Source organism: Streptomyces natalensis ATCC 27448, assembly GCF_000935125.1.
Taxonomy (GTDB): domain Bacteria; phylum Actinomycetota; class Actinomycetes; order Streptomycetales; family Streptomycetaceae; genus Streptomyces; species Streptomyces natalensis.
Map to the genome: position 1 here is coordinate 185,451 of NZ_JRKI01000010.1, position 19,910 is coordinate 205,360.

The 19,910-nt window shown below is 70.5% G+C and carries 16 protein-coding genes; 15 read left to right on the forward strand and 1 reads right to left on the reverse strand.

Translation table 11 applies throughout. The annotated features are described in order from the left end of the window. Positions 1–8 precede the first annotated feature (8 nt). The 13 genes from SNA_RS09225 to SNA_RS09285 all read left to right on the forward strand — a co-directional run bounded on the left by SNA_RS09225 (position 9) and on the right by SNA_RS09285 (position 14,476). Positions 9–1,838 carry a Mur ligase family protein gene (locus SNA_RS09225; RefSeq protein WP_044364265.1) on the forward strand — a complete coding sequence of 610 codons (1,830 nt, stop codon included), beginning with the start codon at positions 9–11 and terminating at the stop codon, positions 1,836–1,838. A gap of 62 nt (positions 1,839–1,900) precedes the next feature. Beyond that, positions 1,901–3,334, forward strand: a complete 1,434-nt coding sequence (locus SNA_RS09230; protein WP_030068198.1) for a UDP-N-acetylmuramoyl-tripeptide--D-alanyl-D-alanine ligase — start codon at positions 1,901–1,903, stop codon at positions 3,332–3,334. 5 nt (positions 3,335–3,339) lie between these two features. Continuing rightward, the gene (mraY, locus tag SNA_RS09235; RefSeq protein ID WP_030068199.1) at positions 3,340–4,404 is read left to right on the forward strand and encodes a phospho-N-acetylmuramoyl-pentapeptide-transferase; all 1,065 of its coding nucleotides are present in this window, start codon (positions 3,340–3,342) and stop codon (positions 4,402–4,404) included. 2 nt (positions 4,405–4,406) lie between these two features. After that, the gene (gene murD, locus SNA_RS09240) at positions 4,407–5,840 is read left to right on the forward strand and encodes a UDP-N-acetylmuramoyl-L-alanine--D-glutamate ligase (protein WP_030068200.1); all 1,434 of its coding nucleotides are present in this window, start codon (positions 4,407–4,409) and stop codon (positions 5,838–5,840) included. 56 nt (positions 5,841–5,896) lie between these two features. After that, positions 5,897–7,246 carry a putative lipid II flippase FtsW gene (gene ftsW, locus SNA_RS09245; protein ID WP_030068201.1) on the forward strand — a complete coding sequence of 450 codons (1,350 nt, stop codon included), beginning with the start codon at positions 5,897–5,899 and terminating at the stop codon, positions 7,244–7,246. A 6-nt stretch (positions 7,247–7,252) separates the two neighbouring features. Further along, positions 7,253–8,344 carry an undecaprenyldiphospho-muramoylpentapeptide beta-N-acetylglucosaminyltransferase gene (murG, locus tag SNA_RS09250; RefSeq protein ID WP_030068202.1) on the forward strand — a complete coding sequence of 364 codons (1,092 nt, stop codon included), beginning with the start codon at positions 7,253–7,255 and terminating at the stop codon, positions 8,342–8,344. A gap of 22 nt (positions 8,345–8,366) precedes the next feature. After that, positions 8,367–9,179, forward strand: a complete 813-nt coding sequence (locus tag SNA_RS09255; protein ID WP_030068203.1) for a cell division protein FtsQ/DivIB — start codon at positions 8,367–8,369, stop codon at positions 9,177–9,179. 283 nt (positions 9,180–9,462) lie between these two features. Beyond that, complete coding sequence (gene ftsZ / locus SNA_RS09260; protein WP_044364267.1) at positions 9,463–10,698, forward strand: cell division protein FtsZ; 1,236 nt, start codon at positions 9,463–9,465, stop codon at positions 10,696–10,698. A 13-nt stretch (positions 10,699–10,711) separates the two neighbouring features. Further along, positions 10,712–11,470 (forward strand): peptidoglycan editing factor PgeF, encoded by a 759-nt coding sequence (gene pgeF, locus SNA_RS09265; protein WP_030068207.1) that lies wholly within the window; start codon positions 10,712–10,714, stop codon positions 11,468–11,470. A 3-nt stretch (positions 11,471–11,473) separates the two neighbouring features. Then, positions 11,474–12,196 (forward strand): YggS family pyridoxal phosphate-dependent enzyme, encoded by a 723-nt coding sequence (locus SNA_RS09270; RefSeq protein ID WP_030068208.1) that lies wholly within the window; start codon positions 11,474–11,476, stop codon positions 12,194–12,196. Positions 12,197–12,326: 130 nt separating this feature from the next. After that, positions 12,327–12,947: a cell division protein SepF gene (locus SNA_RS09275; RefSeq protein WP_030068210.1), complete on the forward strand. Its 621-nt coding sequence runs from the start codon at positions 12,327–12,329 to the stop codon at positions 12,945–12,947. A gap of 67 nt (positions 12,948–13,014) precedes the next feature. Further along, complete coding sequence (locus tag SNA_RS09280; protein ID WP_044364269.1) at positions 13,015–13,308, forward strand: YggT family protein; 294 nt, start codon at positions 13,015–13,017, stop codon at positions 13,306–13,308. A 49-nt stretch (positions 13,309–13,357) separates the two neighbouring features. After that, positions 13,358–14,476, forward strand: coding sequence for a DivIVA domain-containing protein (locus SNA_RS09285; protein WP_030068212.1), 1,119 nt, complete (start codon positions 13,358–13,360; stop codon positions 14,474–14,476). A gap of 226 nt (positions 14,477–14,702) precedes the next feature. On the opposite strand, the gene ileS is transcribed toward SNA_RS09285, so the two are convergent. Beyond that, positions 14,703–17,846: an isoleucine--tRNA ligase gene (ileS, locus tag SNA_RS09290; protein WP_030068213.1), complete on the reverse strand. Its 3,144-nt coding sequence runs from the start codon at positions 17,844–17,846 to the stop codon at positions 14,703–14,705. Positions 17,847–18,397: 551 nt separating this feature from the next. On the opposite strand from ileS, the gene SNA_RS09295 reads away from it, so the two are divergent. Both SNA_RS09295 and lspA read left to right on the forward strand, forming a co-directional pair. Next, positions 18,398–19,156, forward strand: a complete 759-nt coding sequence (locus SNA_RS09295) for a TraR/DksA family transcriptional regulator (protein WP_044364272.1) — start codon at positions 18,398–18,400, stop codon at positions 19,154–19,156. Positions 19,157–19,306: 150 nt separating this feature from the next. Further along, positions 19,307–19,909: a signal peptidase II gene (gene lspA / locus SNA_RS09300; protein ID WP_030068215.1), complete on the forward strand. Its 603-nt coding sequence runs from the start codon at positions 19,307–19,309 to the stop codon at positions 19,907–19,909. Position 19,910 lies beyond the last annotated feature (1 nt).

Here is a 19,910-nt window from a genome sequence, read left to right on the forward strand (position 1 = left end):
CCACCGCCGTGACGACCCTCACCACCAACGGCACCCCCGACCCGGAAAACGGCTCCCGCACGCGGCCCTCACTTCGCCCCGGGCCCGGCGGGCCCGGTACGCTCACCGCCGTGTCACAAGCTGATCAGTCCCCGAAACCCCCGACGACGGAGGAGGGCGGCCCCGGCAGATATCCGGGTGCGCCCCGTCCCGAGCAGGTCCGCCCCACACCCCTGGCGGACCTGGCCGGACAGCTGGGTATTCCAGCACCGGACCATGCCTCCTCCGGTGCGGGCACCGGCTCCACCGGAGCGGCTGACGCCGCGCAGCCTGTCATGGTCACCGGCATCACCCACGACTCCCGTGCGGTACGCCCCGGTGATCTCTACGCCGCGCTGCCCGGCGCCCGTCTGCACGGCGCCGACTTCGTCGCCCAGGCCGCCGACCTCGGCGCCGCCGCGATCCTGACCGACCCGACCGGCGCCGCCCGCGCCGCGGAGACCGGCCTGCCGGTCCTGGCCGTGGCGGACCCGCGCGCCCGGATGGGCTCCCTGGCCGTCTCGATCTACGACGCCCCGGGCGAGGACCTCCTCCAGATCGGCATCACCGGCACCTCGGGGAAGACCACCACCGCGTACCTCATCGAGGGCGGCCTGCGGGCCGCGGCCGCGAAGGAGAGCGACGAGGGGGGCCTGCGCGAAGCGCAGTCGGACAAGGGCGGTGGCGGGCGACCGGTGGGCGGGCTGACCGGCCTCATCGGCACGGTGGAGACCCGGATCGGCGACGAGCGCCTCAAGTCCGAGCGCACCACCCCCGAGGCCACCGACCTCCAGGCGCTGTTCGCGGTGATGCGCGAGCGCGGCGTCACGGCGGTCGCCATGGAGGTCTCCAGCCATGCGCTGGTCCTGGGCCGGGTCGACGGCTGCGTCTTCGACGTCGCGATCTTCAACAACCTCAGCCCGGAGCACATGGAGTTCCACTCCGGCATGGAGGACTACTTCCAGGCCAAGGCCCGGCTCTTCACCAAGGCCCGCAGCCGTGCCGGCGTCGTCAACCTCGACGACGAGTACGGCAAGCGGCTGGCCGGGGGCGAGTCCGAGGTCCCGGTGACCACCTTCTCCGCCGAGGGCCACCCGGACGCGGACTGGCGCGCCGCCGACGTCGAGGTCGGCACCCTCGGCTCGACGTTCACCGTGCACGGCCCCCAGGGGCAGACGCTGCGCGCCGCCTCCCCGATCCCCGGCCCGTTCAACGTCGCCAATGCGCTCGCCGCGATCGTCTCGCTGATCGCCGCCGGGATCGACCCGCAGACCGCCGCCGACGGCGTCGCCGCGGTCCCCGGCGTCCCCGGCCGCCTGGAGCGCGTCGACGCCGGCCAGCCGTATCTCGCGGTCGTGGACTACGCCCACAAGACCGACGCCGTCGAATCGGTCCTCCGCGCGCTGCGCAAGGTCACCGACGGCAAGCTGCACGCCGTCCTCGGCTGCGGCGGCGACCGCGACCCGCACAAGCGCGCCCCCATGGGCGCCGCGGTCGCCCGCCTCGCCGACACGGCCATCCTGACCTCCGACAACCCGCGCACCGAAGATCCGCTCGCGATCCTGGCGACCATGCTCCAGGGCGCCGCGGAGGTGCCGGTGCACGAACGCGGCACGGTGCTCCTGGAGGAGGAGCGGGCCGCCGCCATCGCCGCGGCCGTCGCCCGCGCCGAGCCCGGCGACACCGTCATCGTCGCGGGCAAGGGCCATGAGCAGGGCCAGGACATCGCCGGAGTGGTCCGTCCCTTCGACGACCGCCAGGTGCTCCGCGAGGCCATCGAGGCTTCCATGAAGTCACAGCAGCCGAACCACCAGGGATGACACACCGCCATGCGCGCACAACCCTTTGACTGGCACCCTCTGCCCGACGCCGGGGGTGACCTGTGATCTCCCTGTCCCTCGCCGAGATCGCCGGCATCGTCGGCGGAGCGATGCACGACATACCGGATCCCGGCGTCGCGGTCACCGGTCCCGTCGTGATGGATTCCCGCCAGGTACGGCCCGGCGGGCTGTTCGTCGCGTTCGCCGGTGAGCGCGTCGACGGCCACGACTTCGCCGCCCAGGTGATCGAGGCGGGCGCGGTCGCCGTCCTGGCCGCCCGCCCGGTCGGCGTGCCCGCGATCGTCGTCCCCGACCAGGTCGCCGCCCTCGGCGCGCTCGCCCGCGCCGTCGTCGCGCGGCTGGGCACCAAGGTCGTCGCCCTGACCGGCTCGGCCGGCAAGACGAGCACCAAGGACCTCATCGCCCAGCTGCTGCAACGGCACGGGCCGACAGTTTGGCCGGAAGGCAACCTCAACAACGAGATCGGGCTGCCGCTGACCGCGCTGCGCGCCGAGGCGACGACCCGCCATCTCGTCCTGGAAATGGGCGCCCGCGGCGTCGGCCACATCCGTTATCTGACCGAGCTGACCCCGCCGGAGATCGGTGTGGTGCTCAACGTCGGCACCGCCCACATCGGCGAGTTCGGCGGCCGGGAGCGGATCGCCGAGGCCAAGGGCGAACTGGTCGAGGCGCTGCCCGCGCACGGCATCGCGGTGCTCAACGCCGACGATCCGTACGTCAGCGCCATGGCCGCGCGGACCAAGGCCCGTACGGTCTTCTTCGGCGAGGCCGAAAATGCCGATGTGCGCGCCGAGAATGTCCGGCTCACGGAGCTCGGACAGCCCGCCTTCACGCTTCGCACACCCTCCGGGTGCAGCGATGTGACCATGCGGCTGTACGGTGAGCACCACGTGTCGAACGCGCTCGCCGCGGCCGCCGTCGCCCATGAGTTGGGCATGCCCGTAGACGAGATCGCCACCGCGCTCTCCGAAGCCGGCACGCTCTCCCGCTGGCGGATGGAGGTCACCGAGCGCGCGGATGGCGTGACGGTCGTCAACGACGCCTACAACGCGAACCCCGAGTCCATGCGAGCGGCGCTGCGAGCGCTGGTCGCGATGGGCACCGCCGCCAAGGCGAAGGGCGGTCGTACGTGGGCGGTGCTCGGTGAGATGGCCGAGCTCGGCGAGGACTCGCTCGCCGAACACGACGCGGTCGGACGCCTGGTCGTCCGGCTCAACGTCAGCAAGCTCGTGGCGGTCGGCGGCAGGGAAGCGGCCTGGCTCGACATGGGCGCCAAGAACGAGGGTTCGTGGGGTGAGGAGTCGGTGCACGTGTCCGACGCGCGGGCGGCGGTCGACCTGTTGCGCAGCGAGCTGCGGCCGGGAGACGTCGTGCTGGTGAAGGCGTCCCGGTCGGTGGGGCTGGAGCGGGTCGCCGCAGCATTGCTGGACGACGAGGGCGTTGTGGCCTGCGAGGGTGGAGCCGCGACCCGATGAACTCGATGAAGCAGATCCTCTTCTCCGGAATGATCGGGCTCTTCCTGACCCTGATCGGCACTCCGCTGCTGATCAAGCTGCTGGCCAAGAAGGGGTACGGGCAGTTCATCCGCGATGACGGCCCGCGCACCCACGGCAGCAAGAAGGGAACGCCCACCATGGGCGGTATCTCCTTCATCCTGGCCACGATCATCGCCTATGTCGTGACGAAGGTGATCACCTCCAGCGATCCGACCTTCTCCGGCGTTCTGGTCCTCTTCCTGTTCGCGGGCATGGGCCTGGTCGGCTTCCTCGACGACTACATCAAGATCGTCAAGCAGCGTTCGCTGGGCCTGCGGGCCAAGGCCAAGATGGCCGGCCAGCTGATCGTCGGTATCGCCTTCGCGGTGCTCTCGCTGCAATTCGCCGACCTGCGCGGACAGACCCCGGCCTCGGACCGGCTGTCCTTCACCCAGGACTTCGGCTGGCAGATCGGCCCGGTGATCTTCGTGATCTGGGCGCTGTTCATGATCCTGGCGATGTCCAACGGCGTGAACCTCACCGACGGCCTCGACGGTCTGGCCACCGGCGCCTCGGTGATGGTCTTCGGCGCGTACACCTTCATCGGCATCTGGCAGCACCAGGAGTCCTGCGCCAACCAGATCACCGCGGGACCGGGCTGTTACGAGGTCCGCGACCCCCTCGACCTCGCGGTCGTCGCCTCGGCCCTGATGGGTGCCTGCTTCGGCTTCCTGTGGTGGAACACCTCACCCGCCAAGATCTTCATGGGGGACACCGGCTCGCTGGCCCTGGGCGGCGCGCTGGCCGGCCTTGCGATCTGCTCCCGTACGGAACTGCTGCTGGCCATCCTCGGCGGTCTCTTCGTCCTGATCACCATGTCCGTGGTCATCCAGGTCGGCTCCTTCCGCCTGACCGGCAAGCGGGTCTTCCGTATGGCGCCACTTCAGCATCACTTCGAGCTAAAGGGGTGGTCGGAAGTCCTTGTGGTGGTCAGGTTCTGGATCATTCAGGGCATGTGCGTGATCGTCGGACTCGGCATCTTCTACGGCGGCTGGCAGGCGGCGAAGTGACCATGCAGGGCCCGCAGGACTTCGCCGGCAGGCACATCACCGTCGCCGGCCTGGGCGTGAGCGGCATCAGCGCCGCCCGCGCCCTGGCCGGCCTCGGCGCCCAGGTCACGGTCGTGGACGGCGGCAGCGGCGACAAGCAGCAGGCCGCCGCCCGCGAGCTGGAGGCGGAGGCGATCACCGTCCGCCTCGGCGACGGCGAAACCCTGCCCAAGGGCACCGACCTCATCGTCACCTCGCCCGGCTGGAAGCCGGACAGCCCGCTGTTCGCGGCGGCCGCCGAGGCCGGGGTGGACGTGGTCGGCGACGTCGAGATCGCCTGGCTGCTGCGCCCGCCCGGGTCGGCACCCTGGCTCGCGGTCACCGGCACCAACGGCAAGACCACGACCGTACGGATGCTGGCGGCCATCCTGGAGGCCGAGGGCCTGCACACCGCCGCCGTCGGCAACATCGGCACCCCGATCGTCGACGTGGTGCTCGGCAACGGGCAGGACGGGGCCGAGCCCTACGACGTCCTGGCCGTCGAACTCTCCAGCTACCAGCTGCACTGGGCGCCCTCCGTGCGCGCCCACTCCGCGGCCGTCCTCAACCTCGCCCCCGACCACCTCGACTGGCACGGCTCCATGGCGGCCTACGCGGCCGACAAGGGCCGCATCTACGAGGGCAACACCATCGCCTGTGTCTACAACGTCGCCGACCCCGCCACCGAGGAGCTGGTCCGGGCGGCCGAGGTCGAGGAGGGCTGCCGGGCCATCGGCTTCACCCTGGGTACCCCCGGCCCCTCGGAGCTGGGCGTGGTGGAGGGCATCCTCGTCGACCGCGCCTTCGTCGCCGACCCGCAGGCCGCCCAGGAGCTGGCGGAGATCTCCGACCTCGCCTCGCCCGCCCCGCACAACATCGCCAATGCGCTCGCCGCGGCGGCGCTGGCGCGGGCCTTCGGGGTGCGCCCGGCCTCCGTACGCGAGGGGCTGCGCGCCTTCAGGCCGGAGCCGCACCGTATCGAGCACATCGCCGACGCCGGCGGGCTGACCTACATCGACGACTCCAAGGCCACCAACACCCACGCCGCCGAGGCGTCGTTGGCGGCGTACGAGCACATCGTCTGGATCGCCGGCGGGCTCGCCAAGGGCGCGACCTTCGACGAGCTGGTGCAGAAGTCGGCGAAGCGGCTGCGCGGAGCGGTGCTGATCGGCGCCGACCGGGAGCTGATTCGCGAGGCGCTGGCGCGACACGCCCCCGATGTCCCGGTCGTCGACCTCGACCGGACCGACACTGGGGCGATGTCCGAGGCCGTACGGCAAGCGACCCGGCTCGGCAGGCCCGGCGACACCGTTCTGCTGGCCCCGGCCTGCGCCTCGATGGACATGTTCGTCAATTACAACCAGCGGGGCGACGCCTTCGCCGCTGCGGTCCGTGAGCTGACCGCCGAGGAAAACTAGCCGCTCCCCGCCGTCGTCGGCGTACCGCGGCGCGCGCACCTGTGGAGGGGACGAGGATGACGGCCCGATCGGCCAAGGCTGTGTCCCGACGGCCCCCGCGACCGGCCCGTCGTACCTCCACCGTGCGCCCGCCGCGCCCCGGCGGCGGCCCCAGACGCCTGTACACCCGGCTGCGGCGGGCCTGGGACCGGCCGCTGACCGCCTACTACCTCATCCTCGGCGGCAGCCTGCTGATCCTCGTCCTGGGACTGGTGATGGTCTACTCGGCCTCCCAGATCAAGGCGCTCCAGTCCGGCCTCGCCCCGTCGTACTTCTTCCGCAAACAGCTGCTCGCGGCGGCCATCGGCGGAGTGCTGCTGCTGGCCGCCGCCAGGCTGCGGGTGAGGCTGCACCGGGCGATGGCGTATCCGCTGCTCGTGGGGTCGGTGTTCCTGATGTGCCTGGTGCAGATTCCGGGCATAGGGGTCTCGGTCAACGGCAACCGGAACTGGCTCAACCTCGGCGGGCCTTTTCAGATGCAACCGAGCGAGTTCGGCAAACTCGCCCTGGTGCTGTGGGGCGCCGATCTGCTGGCCCGCAAGCAGGGGAAGAAGCTGCTCACGCAGTGGAAGCAGCTGCTGGTGCCGCTGACCCCGGTCGCCTTTCTGCTGCTCGGGCTGATCATGCTCGGCGGCGACATGGGCACCGCGATCATTCTCACGGCGATCCTCTTCGGACTGCTGTGGCTGGCCGGCGCCCCCACCCGGCTGTTCACCGGCGTCCTCGGCGGCGCCGTGGCCATCGGCGCGCTCCTGATCCTCACCAGCGCCAACCGGATGTCCCGCCTGGCCTGCATCGGCGCCACCGATCCGGGCCCCGGCGATCAGTGCTGGCAGGCGGTCCATGGCATCTACGCCCTCGCCTCCGGCGGATTCTTCGGTTCCGGCCTGGGCGCAAGTATGGAAAAATGGGGTGAACTCCCTGAACCGCACACCGACTTCATCTTCGCCATCACCGGGGAGGAACTGGGTCTGGCGGGGACGCTGTCGGTGCTCGCCCTCTTCGCGGCTCTAGGCTATGCGGGTATCCGCGTGGCCGGACGCACGGAGGACCCCTTCGTGAGGTACGCAGCGGGAGGCGTGACCACCTGGATCATGGCGCAGGCCGTGATCAACATCGGTGCGGTGCTCGGTCTGTTGCCGATCGCCGGAGTCCCGCTCCCCCTGTTCTCCTACGGGGGCTCCGCCCTGCTGCCGACGATGTTCGCCGTCGGACTGCTGATCGCCTTCGCGCGTGACGAGCCCGCGGCGCGTGCGGCACTGGCCGCGCTGGCCGAGCGGAAGCCGGGTTTCGGCAGAAGGTCGGCCGGGGTGAGATGGAAGACGATGAGACGGCGCGTTATGGGACGGCCGTCCGGAGAGCGGTGAATTTCGGTGCATGTCGTACTCGCCGGTGGGGGGACCGCCGGCCACATCGAGCCCGCGCTCGCCCTCGCGGACGCCCTGCGCAGGCAGGACCCGACCGTGGGGATCACGGCCCTCGGCACGGAGCGGGGTCTGGAGACCCGTCTGGTGCCCGAGCGCGGCTATGAGCTGGGACTGATCCCGGCCGTACCGCTGCCACGCAAACCCACCCCCGAGCTGATCACCGTCCCCGGGCGGCTGCGCGGCACGATCAAGGCCGCCGAGCAGATCCTGGAGCGCACGAAGGCGGACTGCGTCGTCGGCTTCGGCGGCTATGTGGCGCTGCCCGGCTATCTGGCCGCCAAGCGGCTCGGGGTGCCGATCGTCGTCCACGAGGCCAACGCCCGCCCCGGCCTGGCCAACAAGATCGGCTCGCGCTACGCCAAGTTCGTCGCCGTCAGCACCCCCGACAGCAAGCTGCGCGGCGCCCGCTATGTCGGCATCCCGCTGCGCCGCACCATCGCCACCCTGGACCGCGCCGCGGTCCGCCCCGAGGCGAGGGCCGCCTTCGGGCTCGACCCGAACCTCCCCACCCTCCTGGTCTCCGGCGGTTCCCAGGGCGCCCGCCGGCTCAACGAGGTCATCCAGGCCGCCGTCCCCGCGCTCCAGCGCGCCGGCATCCAGGTCCTGCACGCGGTCGGCCCGAAGAACGAACTGCCGCAGGTGGACAACATGCCCGGGATGCCGCCGTACGTCCCGGTACCGTACGTGGACCGGATGGATCTGGCGTACGCCGCGGCCGACATGATGCTCTGCCGCGCGGGCGCCATGACGGTCGCCGAGCTGTCCGCCGTCGGGCTCCCGGCCGCCTTCGTCCCGCTGCCCATCGGCAACGGCGAACAGCGGCTGAACGCCCAGCCGCTGGTCAACGCCGGCGGGGGCCTGCTGGTCGACGACGCCCAGCTGACCCCGGAGTGGGTGCAGTCCCATGTGCTCCCGGTGCTCTCCGATGCGCACCGGCTGTACGAGATGTCCCGCGCGGCCTCCGAGTTCGGCCGCCGGGACGCCGATGAGCTGCTGGTCGGCATGGTGTACGAGGCGATCGCCCAGCAGCGCAACTAGCGACGAGCAAAGGCAGGGGAGCGTGGCCGGATCCAGAACCGCCCGGCGCGGCGACGAGAAACGGCCCACCGGCCCGCCCCCCGCCTCCGCGCCCCGTACGTGGCGATTCGCCCGGCTGGGCGCCCCGTTCGACACCCCACGCCGTCGGCTGGCACTGGCGCTGGTCCTCGTCCTGGGACTCGGCGGCTTCGCCACCTGGGCCCTGTACGGGTCGGACTGGCTGCGGCTGCGCCACGTCAAGGCCACCGGCACCACGGTTCTGACGCCGGATGAGGTGCTGGCCGCGGCGCGCGCTCCGATAAACGCACCGCTGGCCTCGGTGGACACCGACGAACTCGCCCGTCGGATCCGGGACCGGCTGCCGAGGGTCAAAAACGTTGCGGTGGTGCGGTCCTGGCCGCACACCATCGGTCTGAAAGTGACGGAAAGAACGCCACAACTGGCGTTGCGATCGGGCGGAAACTACCGCGAAGTGGACCGTGACGGCGTCTCCTTCGCCACCGTACGGACCCTTCCCCGGGGCGTTCCCCTTCTGGAAATGGCCGTTTCCGATTCCCCGAGTCTGTCCCGTTTCGGAACCGACCGCTTGCGTCATGCGGCCGCGGACGCCGTCGCGGCACTCCCCGGCGCGGTGCGCAAGGATGTCCGCACGGTCCGCGTGGCCTCGTACGACTCCCTCACCCTGGAGTTGACGAGGTCTCGCACGGTCGTGTGGGGCAGTCGCGAACAGGGCGCGGAGAAGGCAAGGGTGCTCACCGCGCTGCTGAAAGCCGCGGGTGAGGCGCGCCACTTCGATGTCTCGGTGCCCAGCGCCCCTGCTGTATCGGGGAGTTGACGTCCGTAGCCGCAGGCCAGCACCCTGGATGGCTACGACTATGGGTGATCACATAGGGTGAAAAGAAAAACGGGAGGTTCGGCGTGTTCGTTGAACGCGCGCACCTTGTCGACTTAGTGTCTCGTTCCAAAGGGACTATGGAACCAAGGAACACGGGCACAGGTAACCCTAAACTTGAGGTTTAGGGTTCGGGTCGGCAGTACGGACCGTCCCATCGGCATCAGTCGGCGTCCACACGGAATGTGAGACGGCGACACGTAACTCGAGGCGAGAGGCCTTCGACGTGGCAGCACCGCAGAACTACCTCGCAGTCATCAAGGTCGTCGGCATCGGCGGCGGTGGCGTGAACGCCATCAACCGGATGATCGAGGTCGGGCTCAAGGGCGTCGAGTTCATCGCGATCAATACCGATGCGCAGGCGCTGCTGATGAGCGACGCCGACGTCAAGCTCGACGTCGGCCGCGAAATGACGCGCGGACTCGGCGCCGGCGCCAACCCGGACGTGGGGCGCAAGGCGGCCGAGGACCACCGCGAGGAGATCGAGGAGGTCCTCAAGGGGGCCGACATGGTCTTCGTGACCGCGGGTGAGGGCGGCGGCACCGGCACCGGCGGCGCACCCGTCGTCGCCAACATCGCCCGCTCGCTGGGCGCCCTGACGATCGGTGTGGTCACCCGGCCGTTCACCTTCGAGGGCCGCCGTCGCGCCAACCAGGCCGAGGACGGCATCGCCCAGCTGCGCGAAGAGGTCGACACCCTCATCGTGATCCCCAACGACCGGCTGCTGTCCATCTCGGACCGCCAGGTGAGCGTGCTCGACGCGTTCAAGTCCGCGGACCAGGTGCTGCTGTCGGGTGTCCAGGGCATCACCGACCTGATCACCACCCCGGGCCTGATCAACCTCGACTTCGCCGACGTCAAGTCCGTGATGTCGGAGGCCGGCTCGGCCCTGATGGGCATCGGCTCGGCGCGCGGCGACGACCGTGCGGTGGCCGCCGCGGAGATGGCGATCTCCTCGCCGCTCCTGGAGGCGTCCATCGACGGCGCCCGCGGCGTCCTGCTCTCCATCTCCGGCGGCTCCGACCTCGGTCTCTTCGAGATCAACGAGGCCGCGCAGCTGGTCAGCGAGGCGGCACACCCCGAGGCCAACATCATCTTCGGTGCGGTCATCGACGACGCCCTGGGCGACGAGGTCCGGGTGACGGTCATCGCCGCGGGTTTTGACGGGGGGCAGCCGCCGGCCCGTCGCGACTCGGCGGCGAGCGGGCTGACGTCGGCCAAGCGCGAGGAGCCGGCCCCGGCCCCGAGCCGTCCGGCCACCCCGCCGGAGCCGCGGACCTCCTCCTTCGGGGGCCTGGGCTCGGTGCCCGTACGGGACGAGGAGCCGGCCCCGGCCGAATCGTCGTCCTCGCTGGGCGAGGTCTCCGCCTCCCCGGCCAGTGGAGCGCAGGTTCCCCCGGCCCGCCCGTCGTACAGCGACAGCGCGGCCGAGGAGCTCGACGTCCCCGATTTCCTGAAGTGACCGCAGTACCGAAGTGATAGGGCACCAGCACCACGTAAGCGGCGCGCACTTCGCCTTCACCGACAGGTGGGGCGGGGTGAGCGCCGCTCCGTATGATCAGCTCAATCTGGGCGGCGCGGTCGGTGACGACCCCGCGGCGGTGCGTACCAACCGCGCCCGCGCCGCCGCGGAACTCGGCCTCGACCCGGCCGCGGTGGTCTGGATGAACCAGGTCCACGGCCGCGATGTCGCGGTGGTCGAGGGCCCCTGGAGCACCGGCCACATCCCGTGTGTGGACGCGGTGGTGACCGCGCGTGGGGGCCTGGCGCTCGCCGTACTGACCGCCGACTGCACTCCGGTGCTGCTCGCCGACCCGGTCGCCGGGATCGCCGGGGCCGCGCACGCCGGCCGGCCGGGCCTGGTCGCCGGGGTCGTACCGGCGGCCGTCGAGGCGATGGAGAAGCTGGGCGCCGAGCCCGCGCGGATCATCGCGTACACCGGGCCCGCGGTCTGCGGCCGTTGCTACGAGGTGCCCGAGGCGATGCGCGCCGAGGTCACGGCCGTGGTGCCACAGGCGTGGTCGACGACAAGTTGGGGCACCCCGGCGGTGGACGTCGGCGCAGGGGTACGGGCCCAGCTCGCCGCCGCGGGCGTGCCGGCCGCCGAGGTATCTCCCGTGTGCACGCTGGAATCCGCGGACCATTTCTCTTATCGGCGCGACCGCACGACGGGGCGGCTCGCGAGTTATGTCTGGCTTGGGGGCACTTCCCGGCCGCAGGCTGGGGGAGGCTGAGCCATGACGGACGTACGCAGAGCCCAACTGTCCGACAACCTCGCGCGGGTGGAGGACCGTATCGCCGCCGCCTGCGCCGCGGCGGGCCGGGCGCGCGACGAGGTGACCCTGATCGTGGTCACCAAGACCTACCCGGCCAGTGATGTGCGGCTGCTCGCGGAGCTGGGGGTGCGTCATGTCGCGGAAAACCGTGATCAGGATGCGGCACCGAAGGCGGCCGAATGTGCCGATTTGCCTCTTACTTGGCACTTCGTCGGTCAATTGCAGACGAATAAAGTCCGGTCAGTTGCCCGTTATGCCGGGATGGTCCAGTCGATCGACCGACTCCGTCTGGTGACCGCCCTCTCCAAGGAGGCGGTGCGCACCGAACGGGAGCTGGGCTGCCTGATCCAGGTGGCACTTGACGCCGAGTCAGGTCAGCAGGGCGACCGCGGCGGGACCGCACCGGACGCGGTGCCGGCGCTGGCCGAGGCGATCGCCGGGGCCCAAGGTCTGCGGCTGGACGGTGTGATGACCGTCGCGCCGTTGAGCGGACCGTATGCCGGGCGGCAACTCGCCGCATTCGAACGACTCATGGAAATCTCAACCGACCTGCGCGCCACCCATCCTGCTGCCAACATGGTGTCAGCAGGCATGAGCGCGGACCTCGAGGACGCCATCAGGGCCGGAGCGACACATGTACGCGTCGGCACTGCGGTACTCGGAGTCCGACCACGGCTCGGGTAACGTCGCGAAGCAAGTCGGACCACAGCACAAAATATGGTCATTCCCGCCAAAAGGCGGCGGGTAGACCGAAATGTGGATCCAAGGCGACCGGTGACGGGGCCGATCCACCACAGAGCGGAGGACGCAGAGAATGGCCGGCGCGATGCGCAAGATGGCGGTCTACCTCGGCCTCGTGGAGGACGATGGGTACGACGGCCGGGGTTTCGACCCCGACGACGAGTTCGAGCCCGAGCTTGATCCGGAGCCGGAACGGGGGCGGCGTCAGCAGCACCAAGTACCGGCCGAGACACGCCCGGAACGGGAGGAACCCGTCCGGGTCGTGACACCTCCGGCGCAGCGCGAGCCTGCCCCGGTCGCCGCGGAAACCGGACGACCCGCCCGAATCGCCCCCGTGGCATCCATCACACCCGACCGCCCGAATCTGGAGAAGAACGCACCGGTGATCATGCCCAAGGTTGTGTCCGAGCGGGAGCCGTACCGCATCACGACGCTTCACCCCCGGACCTACAACGAAGCCCGTACCATCGGGGAACACTTCCGTGAGGGCACTCCGGTGATCATGAATCTCACGGAGATGGACGACACCGACGCGAAGCGACTTGTCGACTTTGCTGCGGGTCTAGTCTTCGGTCTGCACGGCAGCATTGAGCGGGTGACGCAGAAGGTGTTCCTGTTGTCGCCTGCTAACGTCGATGTCACGGCGGAGGACAAGGCCCGAATCGCAGAGGGCGGGTTCTTCAACCAGAGCTGAGACGCAACACCGGGCACACCAGGGCCTAACCGGCCAAACGGGACCAAAGGGGAGAGGGACGCGCGAGATGAGTGTCTTCGGGCAGGTGATCTACATCGCGCTGTACTGCTTCCTGATCGTCTTGATCTTCCGTCTGGTGATGGACTACGTGTTCCAGTTCGCCCGTTCATGGCAACCCGGCAAGGCGATGGTGGTCGTTCTGGAGGCCACCTACACTGTCACCGATCCGCCACTCAAGCTTCTGCGGCGGGTCATTCCGCCGCTGCGTCTCGGGGGCGTGGCGCTCGACCTGTCCTTCTTCGTATTGATGATCATCGTCTACATCCTGATCACCGTTGTGAGGTCGGTGTTGTTGGTGTGAACGATACGGTCTTGCCGATTGCCGACGACTACGTTGAGGTGAAGTAGAGATGCCGTTGACCCCCGAGGACGTGCGGAACAAGCAGTTCACGACCGTCCGCCTCCGAGAAGGCTATGACGAGGACGAGGTCGATGCCTTCCTCGACGAGGTTGAAGCAGAGCTGACCAGGCTGCTCCGGGAGAACGAGGACCTGCGCGCCAAGCTGGCCGCTGCTACGCGCGCCGCCGCGCAGAACCAGCAGCAGCAGGGCCTGCGCAAGGGACCCGACCAGCAGCAGGAGCAGCAGCAGCGAGGCGGGGCACCTGTGCCCGCCGCCATATCCGGTCCGCAGCCGGTCCCGCCGCAGCAGCAGGGGATGGGTGGCCCGCCCCAACTGCCCGGTGGTGCACCGCAGCTGCCTCCAGGTCCCGGTGGCCACGGTCCCGGTCCGCAGGGCCCGCACGGCCCCGGTCCGATGGGCCCCAACGGTCCGATGGGCGGCCCGCTCGGCGGCCCCGGCGGACCGCAGCAGCTTCAGCAGGGCGGCCAGCAGGGCGGCCCCGGCGGTGACAGTGCCGCCCGTGTGCTGTCGCTGGCGCAGCAGACCGCCGACCAGGCGATCGCGGAGGCCCGTTCCGAGGCCAACAAGATCGTCGGCGAGGCGCGCAGCCGCGCGGAGGGTCTGGAGCGGGACGCCCGCGCCAAGGCCGATGCGCTGGAGCGGGATGCGCAGGAGAAGCACCGCGTCGCGATGGGCTCGCTGGAGTCGGCCCGCGCCACGCTGGAGCGCAAGGTCGAGGACCTGCGCGGCTTCGAGCGCGAGTACCGCACGCGGCTGAAGTCCTACCTGGAGAGCCAGCTGCGTCAGCTGGAGAACCAGTCGGACGACTCGCTGGCTCCGCCGCGGGCCCCCGCGACCGCCGCCCCTTCGCTGCCGCCGTCCCCGTCGATGGCGTCGGCCGGTGCCGGCACCATGGGCGGAAACCACACCATGGGGGGCAACCACACCATGGGTGGCGGTCAGCCGATGGGCAACGGCTCCGGCGGCGGTCCGTCCTACGGCGGTCAGCAGCAGATGTCCCCGGCGATGACCCAGCCGATGGCACCGGTGCGTCCGCAGGGCCCGTCCCCGATGGGCCAGGCGCCGTCCCCGATGCGCGGTTTCCTGATCGACGAGGACGACAACTGACCTTCGCCTGACAACGCGGAGTCGGCAATCAAGGGCCGGGCCCCGAGGGATTCCCTCGGGGCCCGGCCCTTTGCCCGGCCCTGTTTCGCGACACCGGGGACGTAGGGCGGACAGGCCCTGACCCCCCCGGAGGCGGAAACGGCGAAGCCCTCTGGGCAGTGCACGGCGAAGCCCCCGGCACCTCGCGGATGCCGGGGGCTTCGTGCCGCCGTGGCGGCCGTGGCGCTTACGCCTTGTGCAGGTGGAACGTCAGGCCCAGGCTCTCGTCGGTGAAGGCGGGGCCGAAGGAGCCGTCGGGCTCGCCCTGGGCGTAGTCCGTGGCGAGGACCTCGTCGGAGATCAGGCCGGCGTGGTCGGTCAGCGCCGTCCGCACGTCCTCGTCGGTGGCGGTCCAGCGCAGGGCGATCCGGTCGGCGACGTCCAGACCGCTGTTCTTACGGGCCTCCTGGATGAGCCGGATCGCGTCGCGGGCCAGGCCCGCACGGCGCAGCTCCGGGGTGATCTCCAGGTCCAGGGCGACCGTGGCGCCCGCGTCGGAGGCCACCGACCAGCCCTCGCGCGGGGTTTCGGTGATGATCACCTCGTCGGGGGCCAGGGAGACGGTCTCGCCGTCGACCTCGACCGACGCCGTACCGTCGCGCAGCGCGAGCGACAGCGCCGCGGCGTCCGCCGCAGCGACCGCCTTGGCGACCGCCTGGACGCCCTTGCCGAACCGCTTGCCCAGGGCACGGAAGTTGGCCTTGGCGGTGGTGTCCACGAGGGATCCGCCGACTTCCGAGAGGGAGGCGAGGGAGGAGACGTTCAGCTCCTCGGCGATCTGGGCGCGCAGATCGTCGGAGAGGTCGGCGAAACCGGCCGCACCGACCAGCGCCCGCGACAGCGGCTGACGGGTCTTGACACCGGACTCGGCGCGCGTGGCCCGGCCCAGCTCGACCAGCCGGCGCACCAGCTGCATCTGCGCGGACAGCGCCGGGTCGATGGCCGAGGCGTCGGCGACCGGCCACGACGAGAGGTGCACCGAGTCCGGGGCGTCCGGGGTGACCGGGACGACCAGGTCCTGCCAGACCCGCTCGGTGATGAACGGGGTGAGCGGGGCCATCAGGCGGGTGACGGTCTCGATGACCTCGTGCAGCGTGCGCAGCGCGGCCGGCTCGCCCTGCCAGAAGCGGCGGCGCGAGCGGCGCACGTACCAGTTGGACAGGTCGTCGACGAAGGACGACAGGAGCTTGCCGGCGCGCTGGGTGTCGAAGGACTCCAGGGCCTCGGTGACCCCCTCGACCAGGCTGTTCAGCTCGCCCAGCAGCCAGCGGTCCAGCAGCGGACGCTCGGCCGGGGCCGGGTCGGCCGCGGACGGCGCCCACTGGGACGTGCGGGCGTACAGCGCCTGGAAGGCGACGGTGTTCCAGTACGTGAGAAGGGTCTTGCGGACCACTTCCTGGATGGTGCCGTGGCCCACCCGGCGGGCCGACCACGGGGAGCCGCCGGCCGCCATGAACCAGCGGACCGCGTCCGCGCCGTGCTGATCCATCAGCGGGATGGGCTGGAGGGTGTTGCCCAGGTGCTTGGACATCTTGCGGCCGTCCTCGGCCAGGATGTGGCCCAGGCAGACGACGTTTTCGTACGACGACTTGTCGAAGACGAGGGTGCCGACGGCCATCAGGGTGTAGAACCAGCCGCGGGTCTGGTCGATGGCCTCCGAGATGAACTGCGCCGGGTAGCGCTTCTCGAAGAGCTCCTGGTTGCGGTACGGGTAGCCCCACTGCGCGAACGGCATCGAGCCCGAGTCGTACCAGGCGTCGATGACCTCCGGGACGCGGGTGGCCGTGAGCGAGCAGCCCTCGGTGGTGCAGCCGAAGGTGATCTCGTCGATGAACGGGCGGTGCGGGTCCAGGCCGGACTGGTCGGTGCCGGTCAGCTCGGTCAGCTCGGCGAGCGAGCCGACGCAGGTCAGATGGCCCTCCTCGCAGCGCCAGATGGGCAGCGGGGTGCCCCAGTAGCGGTTACGGGACAGCGCCCAGTCGATGTTGTTGTTCAGCCAGTCGCCGAACCGGCCGTGCTTGACCGACTCCGGGTACCAGTTGGTGTTCTCGTTCTCGCGGAGCAGGGCGTCCTTGACCGCGGTGGTGCGGATGTACCAGGACGGCTGGGCGTAGTAGAGCAGCGCGGTGTGGCAGCGCCAGCAGTGCGGGTAGCTGTGCTCGTAGGCGACGTGCCGGAAGAGGAGGCCGCGGGCGTCGAGGTCGGCGACGAGGGTCTCGTCGGCCTTCTTGAAGAAGGCGCCGCCGACCAGCTCCAGCTCCTCCTCGAAGGTGCCGTCCGGGCGGACCGGGTTGACCACCGGCAGGCCGTAGCCCTTGCAGGTCTTCAGGTCGTCCTCACCGAAGGCCGGGGCCTGGTGGACCAGACCCGTACCGTCCTCGGTGGTGACGTACTCGGCGTTGACGACGAAGTTGGCGCCGTCGAGGGCCACCAGGGAGAAGGGGCGCTCGTAGGCCCAGCGCTCCATGTCGCGGCCGGTGAAGGACTGCCCGGTGGCCGTCCAGCCCTCGCCCAGCGCCTTCTCCAGCAGCGGCTCGGCGACGACCAGCTTCTCGCTGCCGTCCGTCGCGACCACGTACGTGACGTCGGGGTGCGCGGCGACGGCGGTGTTGGAGACCAGGGTCCAGGGCGTGGTCGTCCAGATGAGGAGGGACGCCTCGCCGGCCAGCGGGCCGGAGGTCAGCGGCAGACGGACGAAGACCGACGGGTCGACGACGGTCTCGTAGCCCTGCGCCAGCTCGTGGTCCGACAGGCCGGTGCCGCAGCGCGGGCACCAGGGGGCGACGCGGTGGTCCTGGACCAGCAGCCCCTTGGTGAAGATCTCCTTCAGCGACCACCAGACCGACTCGATGTAGTCGGGGTCCATGGTGCGGTACGGGGTGTCCAGATCGGTCCAGTAGCCCATCCGGGTCGTGAGCTCGGCGAAGGCGTCGGTGTGCCGGGTCACCGACTCGCGGCATTTGGCGTTGAACTCGGCGATGCCGTACGCCTCGATGTCCTTCTTGCCGCTGAAGCCCAGCTCCTTCTCCACGGTCAGCTCGACCGGCAGGCCGTGGCAGTCCCAGCCGGCCTTGCGGTCGACGTGGTAGCCCTGCATCGTGCGGAACCGGGGGAAGACGTCCTTGAAGACGCGGGCCTCGATGTGGTGGGCGCCTGGCATGCCGTTCGCGGTCGGCGGGCCCTCGAAGAAGACCCACTCGGGTCGTCCCTCGGACTGCTGGAGGGTGCGGGAGAAGACCTTCTGCTCCTGCCAGAAATCGAGCACGGCGTGCTCGAGGGCGGGGAGGTCTACCTGTGCGGGTACCTGGCGGTACTGGGGCTGCTGACTCATCGGGGGCTTCCTCCGGCGGACACCACGTGCGTTCTCCGTCCGGAGGGACGAGAGCCTGGGCTCCCGCGGTACCACCCTCCTTGGCGGCGTCGCTGACACCGCCCCCTCATTGGGGTCGCGCTGCCGGTTCTACTTGCCCTGGGTGGCCCGAGGCCCGTGGGCGGAGCCCACTGTCCAAAGCTTTCTTCCGGCGACTCCGGGGTGATCTTCACGCTGCGCACACCCCCGGGCTCGCACCGTCCCCGGGTCGCTGCTGGCTGCGTACGACGCTACTCGTCCCATCAATGCCTGTCGCGTGGCCCAGTGTACGGGGCCGCGCCGACAGCGGCCGACCGGTTTTCCGGGCGGACCCGAATGGCCAGATGCCGGTGGGTGGGTGTGCGGGGCGGGCAGCGGGGCACAACGCAGGCAGACCGGGCCCGCGGACGAGGGCGGCCGGGTCCCGCCGGGCGGTGCGTCCCGTTGCCGCGTGCCGTGTGGCGATTTATCGTTCCCGTCACGATTCGCGTACAAGCTCACATACGCGCACAAGATGTGAAGGGGTCGCGGCCATGGTGGCGAAAAAGACCGCCGCGCAGACGAGCTCGACGCCTGCCGATGAGGCCGATGAGGCCGTCGCGAAGCGGCCCGCCTCGACGAAAACGGTTCCCCGGACGGCGAAGAAGGCGAAGCCGGCGGCCGAGGACGCCGGCGGCGCGAAGGACGCCACGCCGCGCAAGCCCGTGGCGAAGAAAACCGTGGCCAAGAAGGCCGCGGAGAAGAAGACGGTCGCGAAGAAGGCGGCGGCGAAGAAGCCCGCCGCGGCGCCCGCGAAGAAGACGGGAGCGCAGACGGTGGAGGCGAAGAAGACGGCGGCGCCCGCGGCGCATGCCATGGATGGCGCGGTCCCCCCGGCCCGCGCGGCCGCGACGCCCGGTGAGCTCGCCGTACGGCCCGGCGAGGACCCCTGGACCCCGGCGGAGGTCGCCGAGGCCCGGACCGTCCTGCGGGAAGAGGTGGGGCGGCTGAACGGGGAGATCACCGCGTCCGAGGACGCCATCGCCGGACTGATGCGGGACTCCGGTGACGGCGCGGGCGACGACGAGGCCGACACCGGCAGCAAGAACATCACCCGCGAGCACGAACTGGCGCTGGCCTCCAACGCCCGCGAGATGCTCCACCAGACCGAACGCGCCCTCGGCAGGCTGGATGCGGGCACCTACGGCCTGTGCGAGAACTGCGGCAGGCCCATCGGCAAGGCCCGGATGCAGGCGTTCCCCCGGGCGACGCTGTGCGTGGAGTGCAAGCAGAAACAGGAGCGGCGGGCGTGAGCCCGGTCCCTGCGGATCCGGCCCCCGGGGTACGGGCCCGGCCGGGGCCGGGCACGCCCCGTGACGCCCGCGACCGCACGGGTGTGCCGTACGCTCGTGACCGGTCAGGCGTGGCCTGACGGCCGATTCGAACGGGCTGAGGACGCACACGTGGCAGAGGCGGAACGCATCACCAGTACGCCGGAATCCGGGCCGGATTCCGAAGGGGGGCAGCCGGTGGAGCAGGAGGACAGGACCGAGGAGACGGCCGAGCAGAAGACCGGCCGGGGCGGGCGGCGGATCCGCGCGCTGCTGCTGGTCGCCGCCGTGGTCTACGCGCTGGACCTGAGCAGCAAGCTGCTGGTCGTCGCCAAGCTGGAGCACCATGCGCCAATCGAGGTGATCGGCACGCTGCTCCAGTTCAATGTGATCCGCAACCGCGGCGCCGCGTTCAGCATGGGCGAGGCGCTGACGATCTTCCTCACGATCATCGCGGCGACGGTGATCGTGGTGATCGCCCGGATCGCGCGCAAGCTCTACAGCCTGCCCTGGGCCATCGCGCTCGGCCTGCTGCTCGGCGGCGCCTTCGGCAACCTCACCGACCGGGTCTTCCGTTCGCCGGGCATCTTCGAGGGCGCGGTGGTCGACTTCATCGCCCCCGCGCACTTCGCCGTCTTCAACCTGGCCGACTCCGCGATCGTCTGCGGCGGCATCCTGATCGTGTTCCTGTCCTTCCGCGGTCTGGACCCGGACGGGACAGTGCACAAGGACTGAC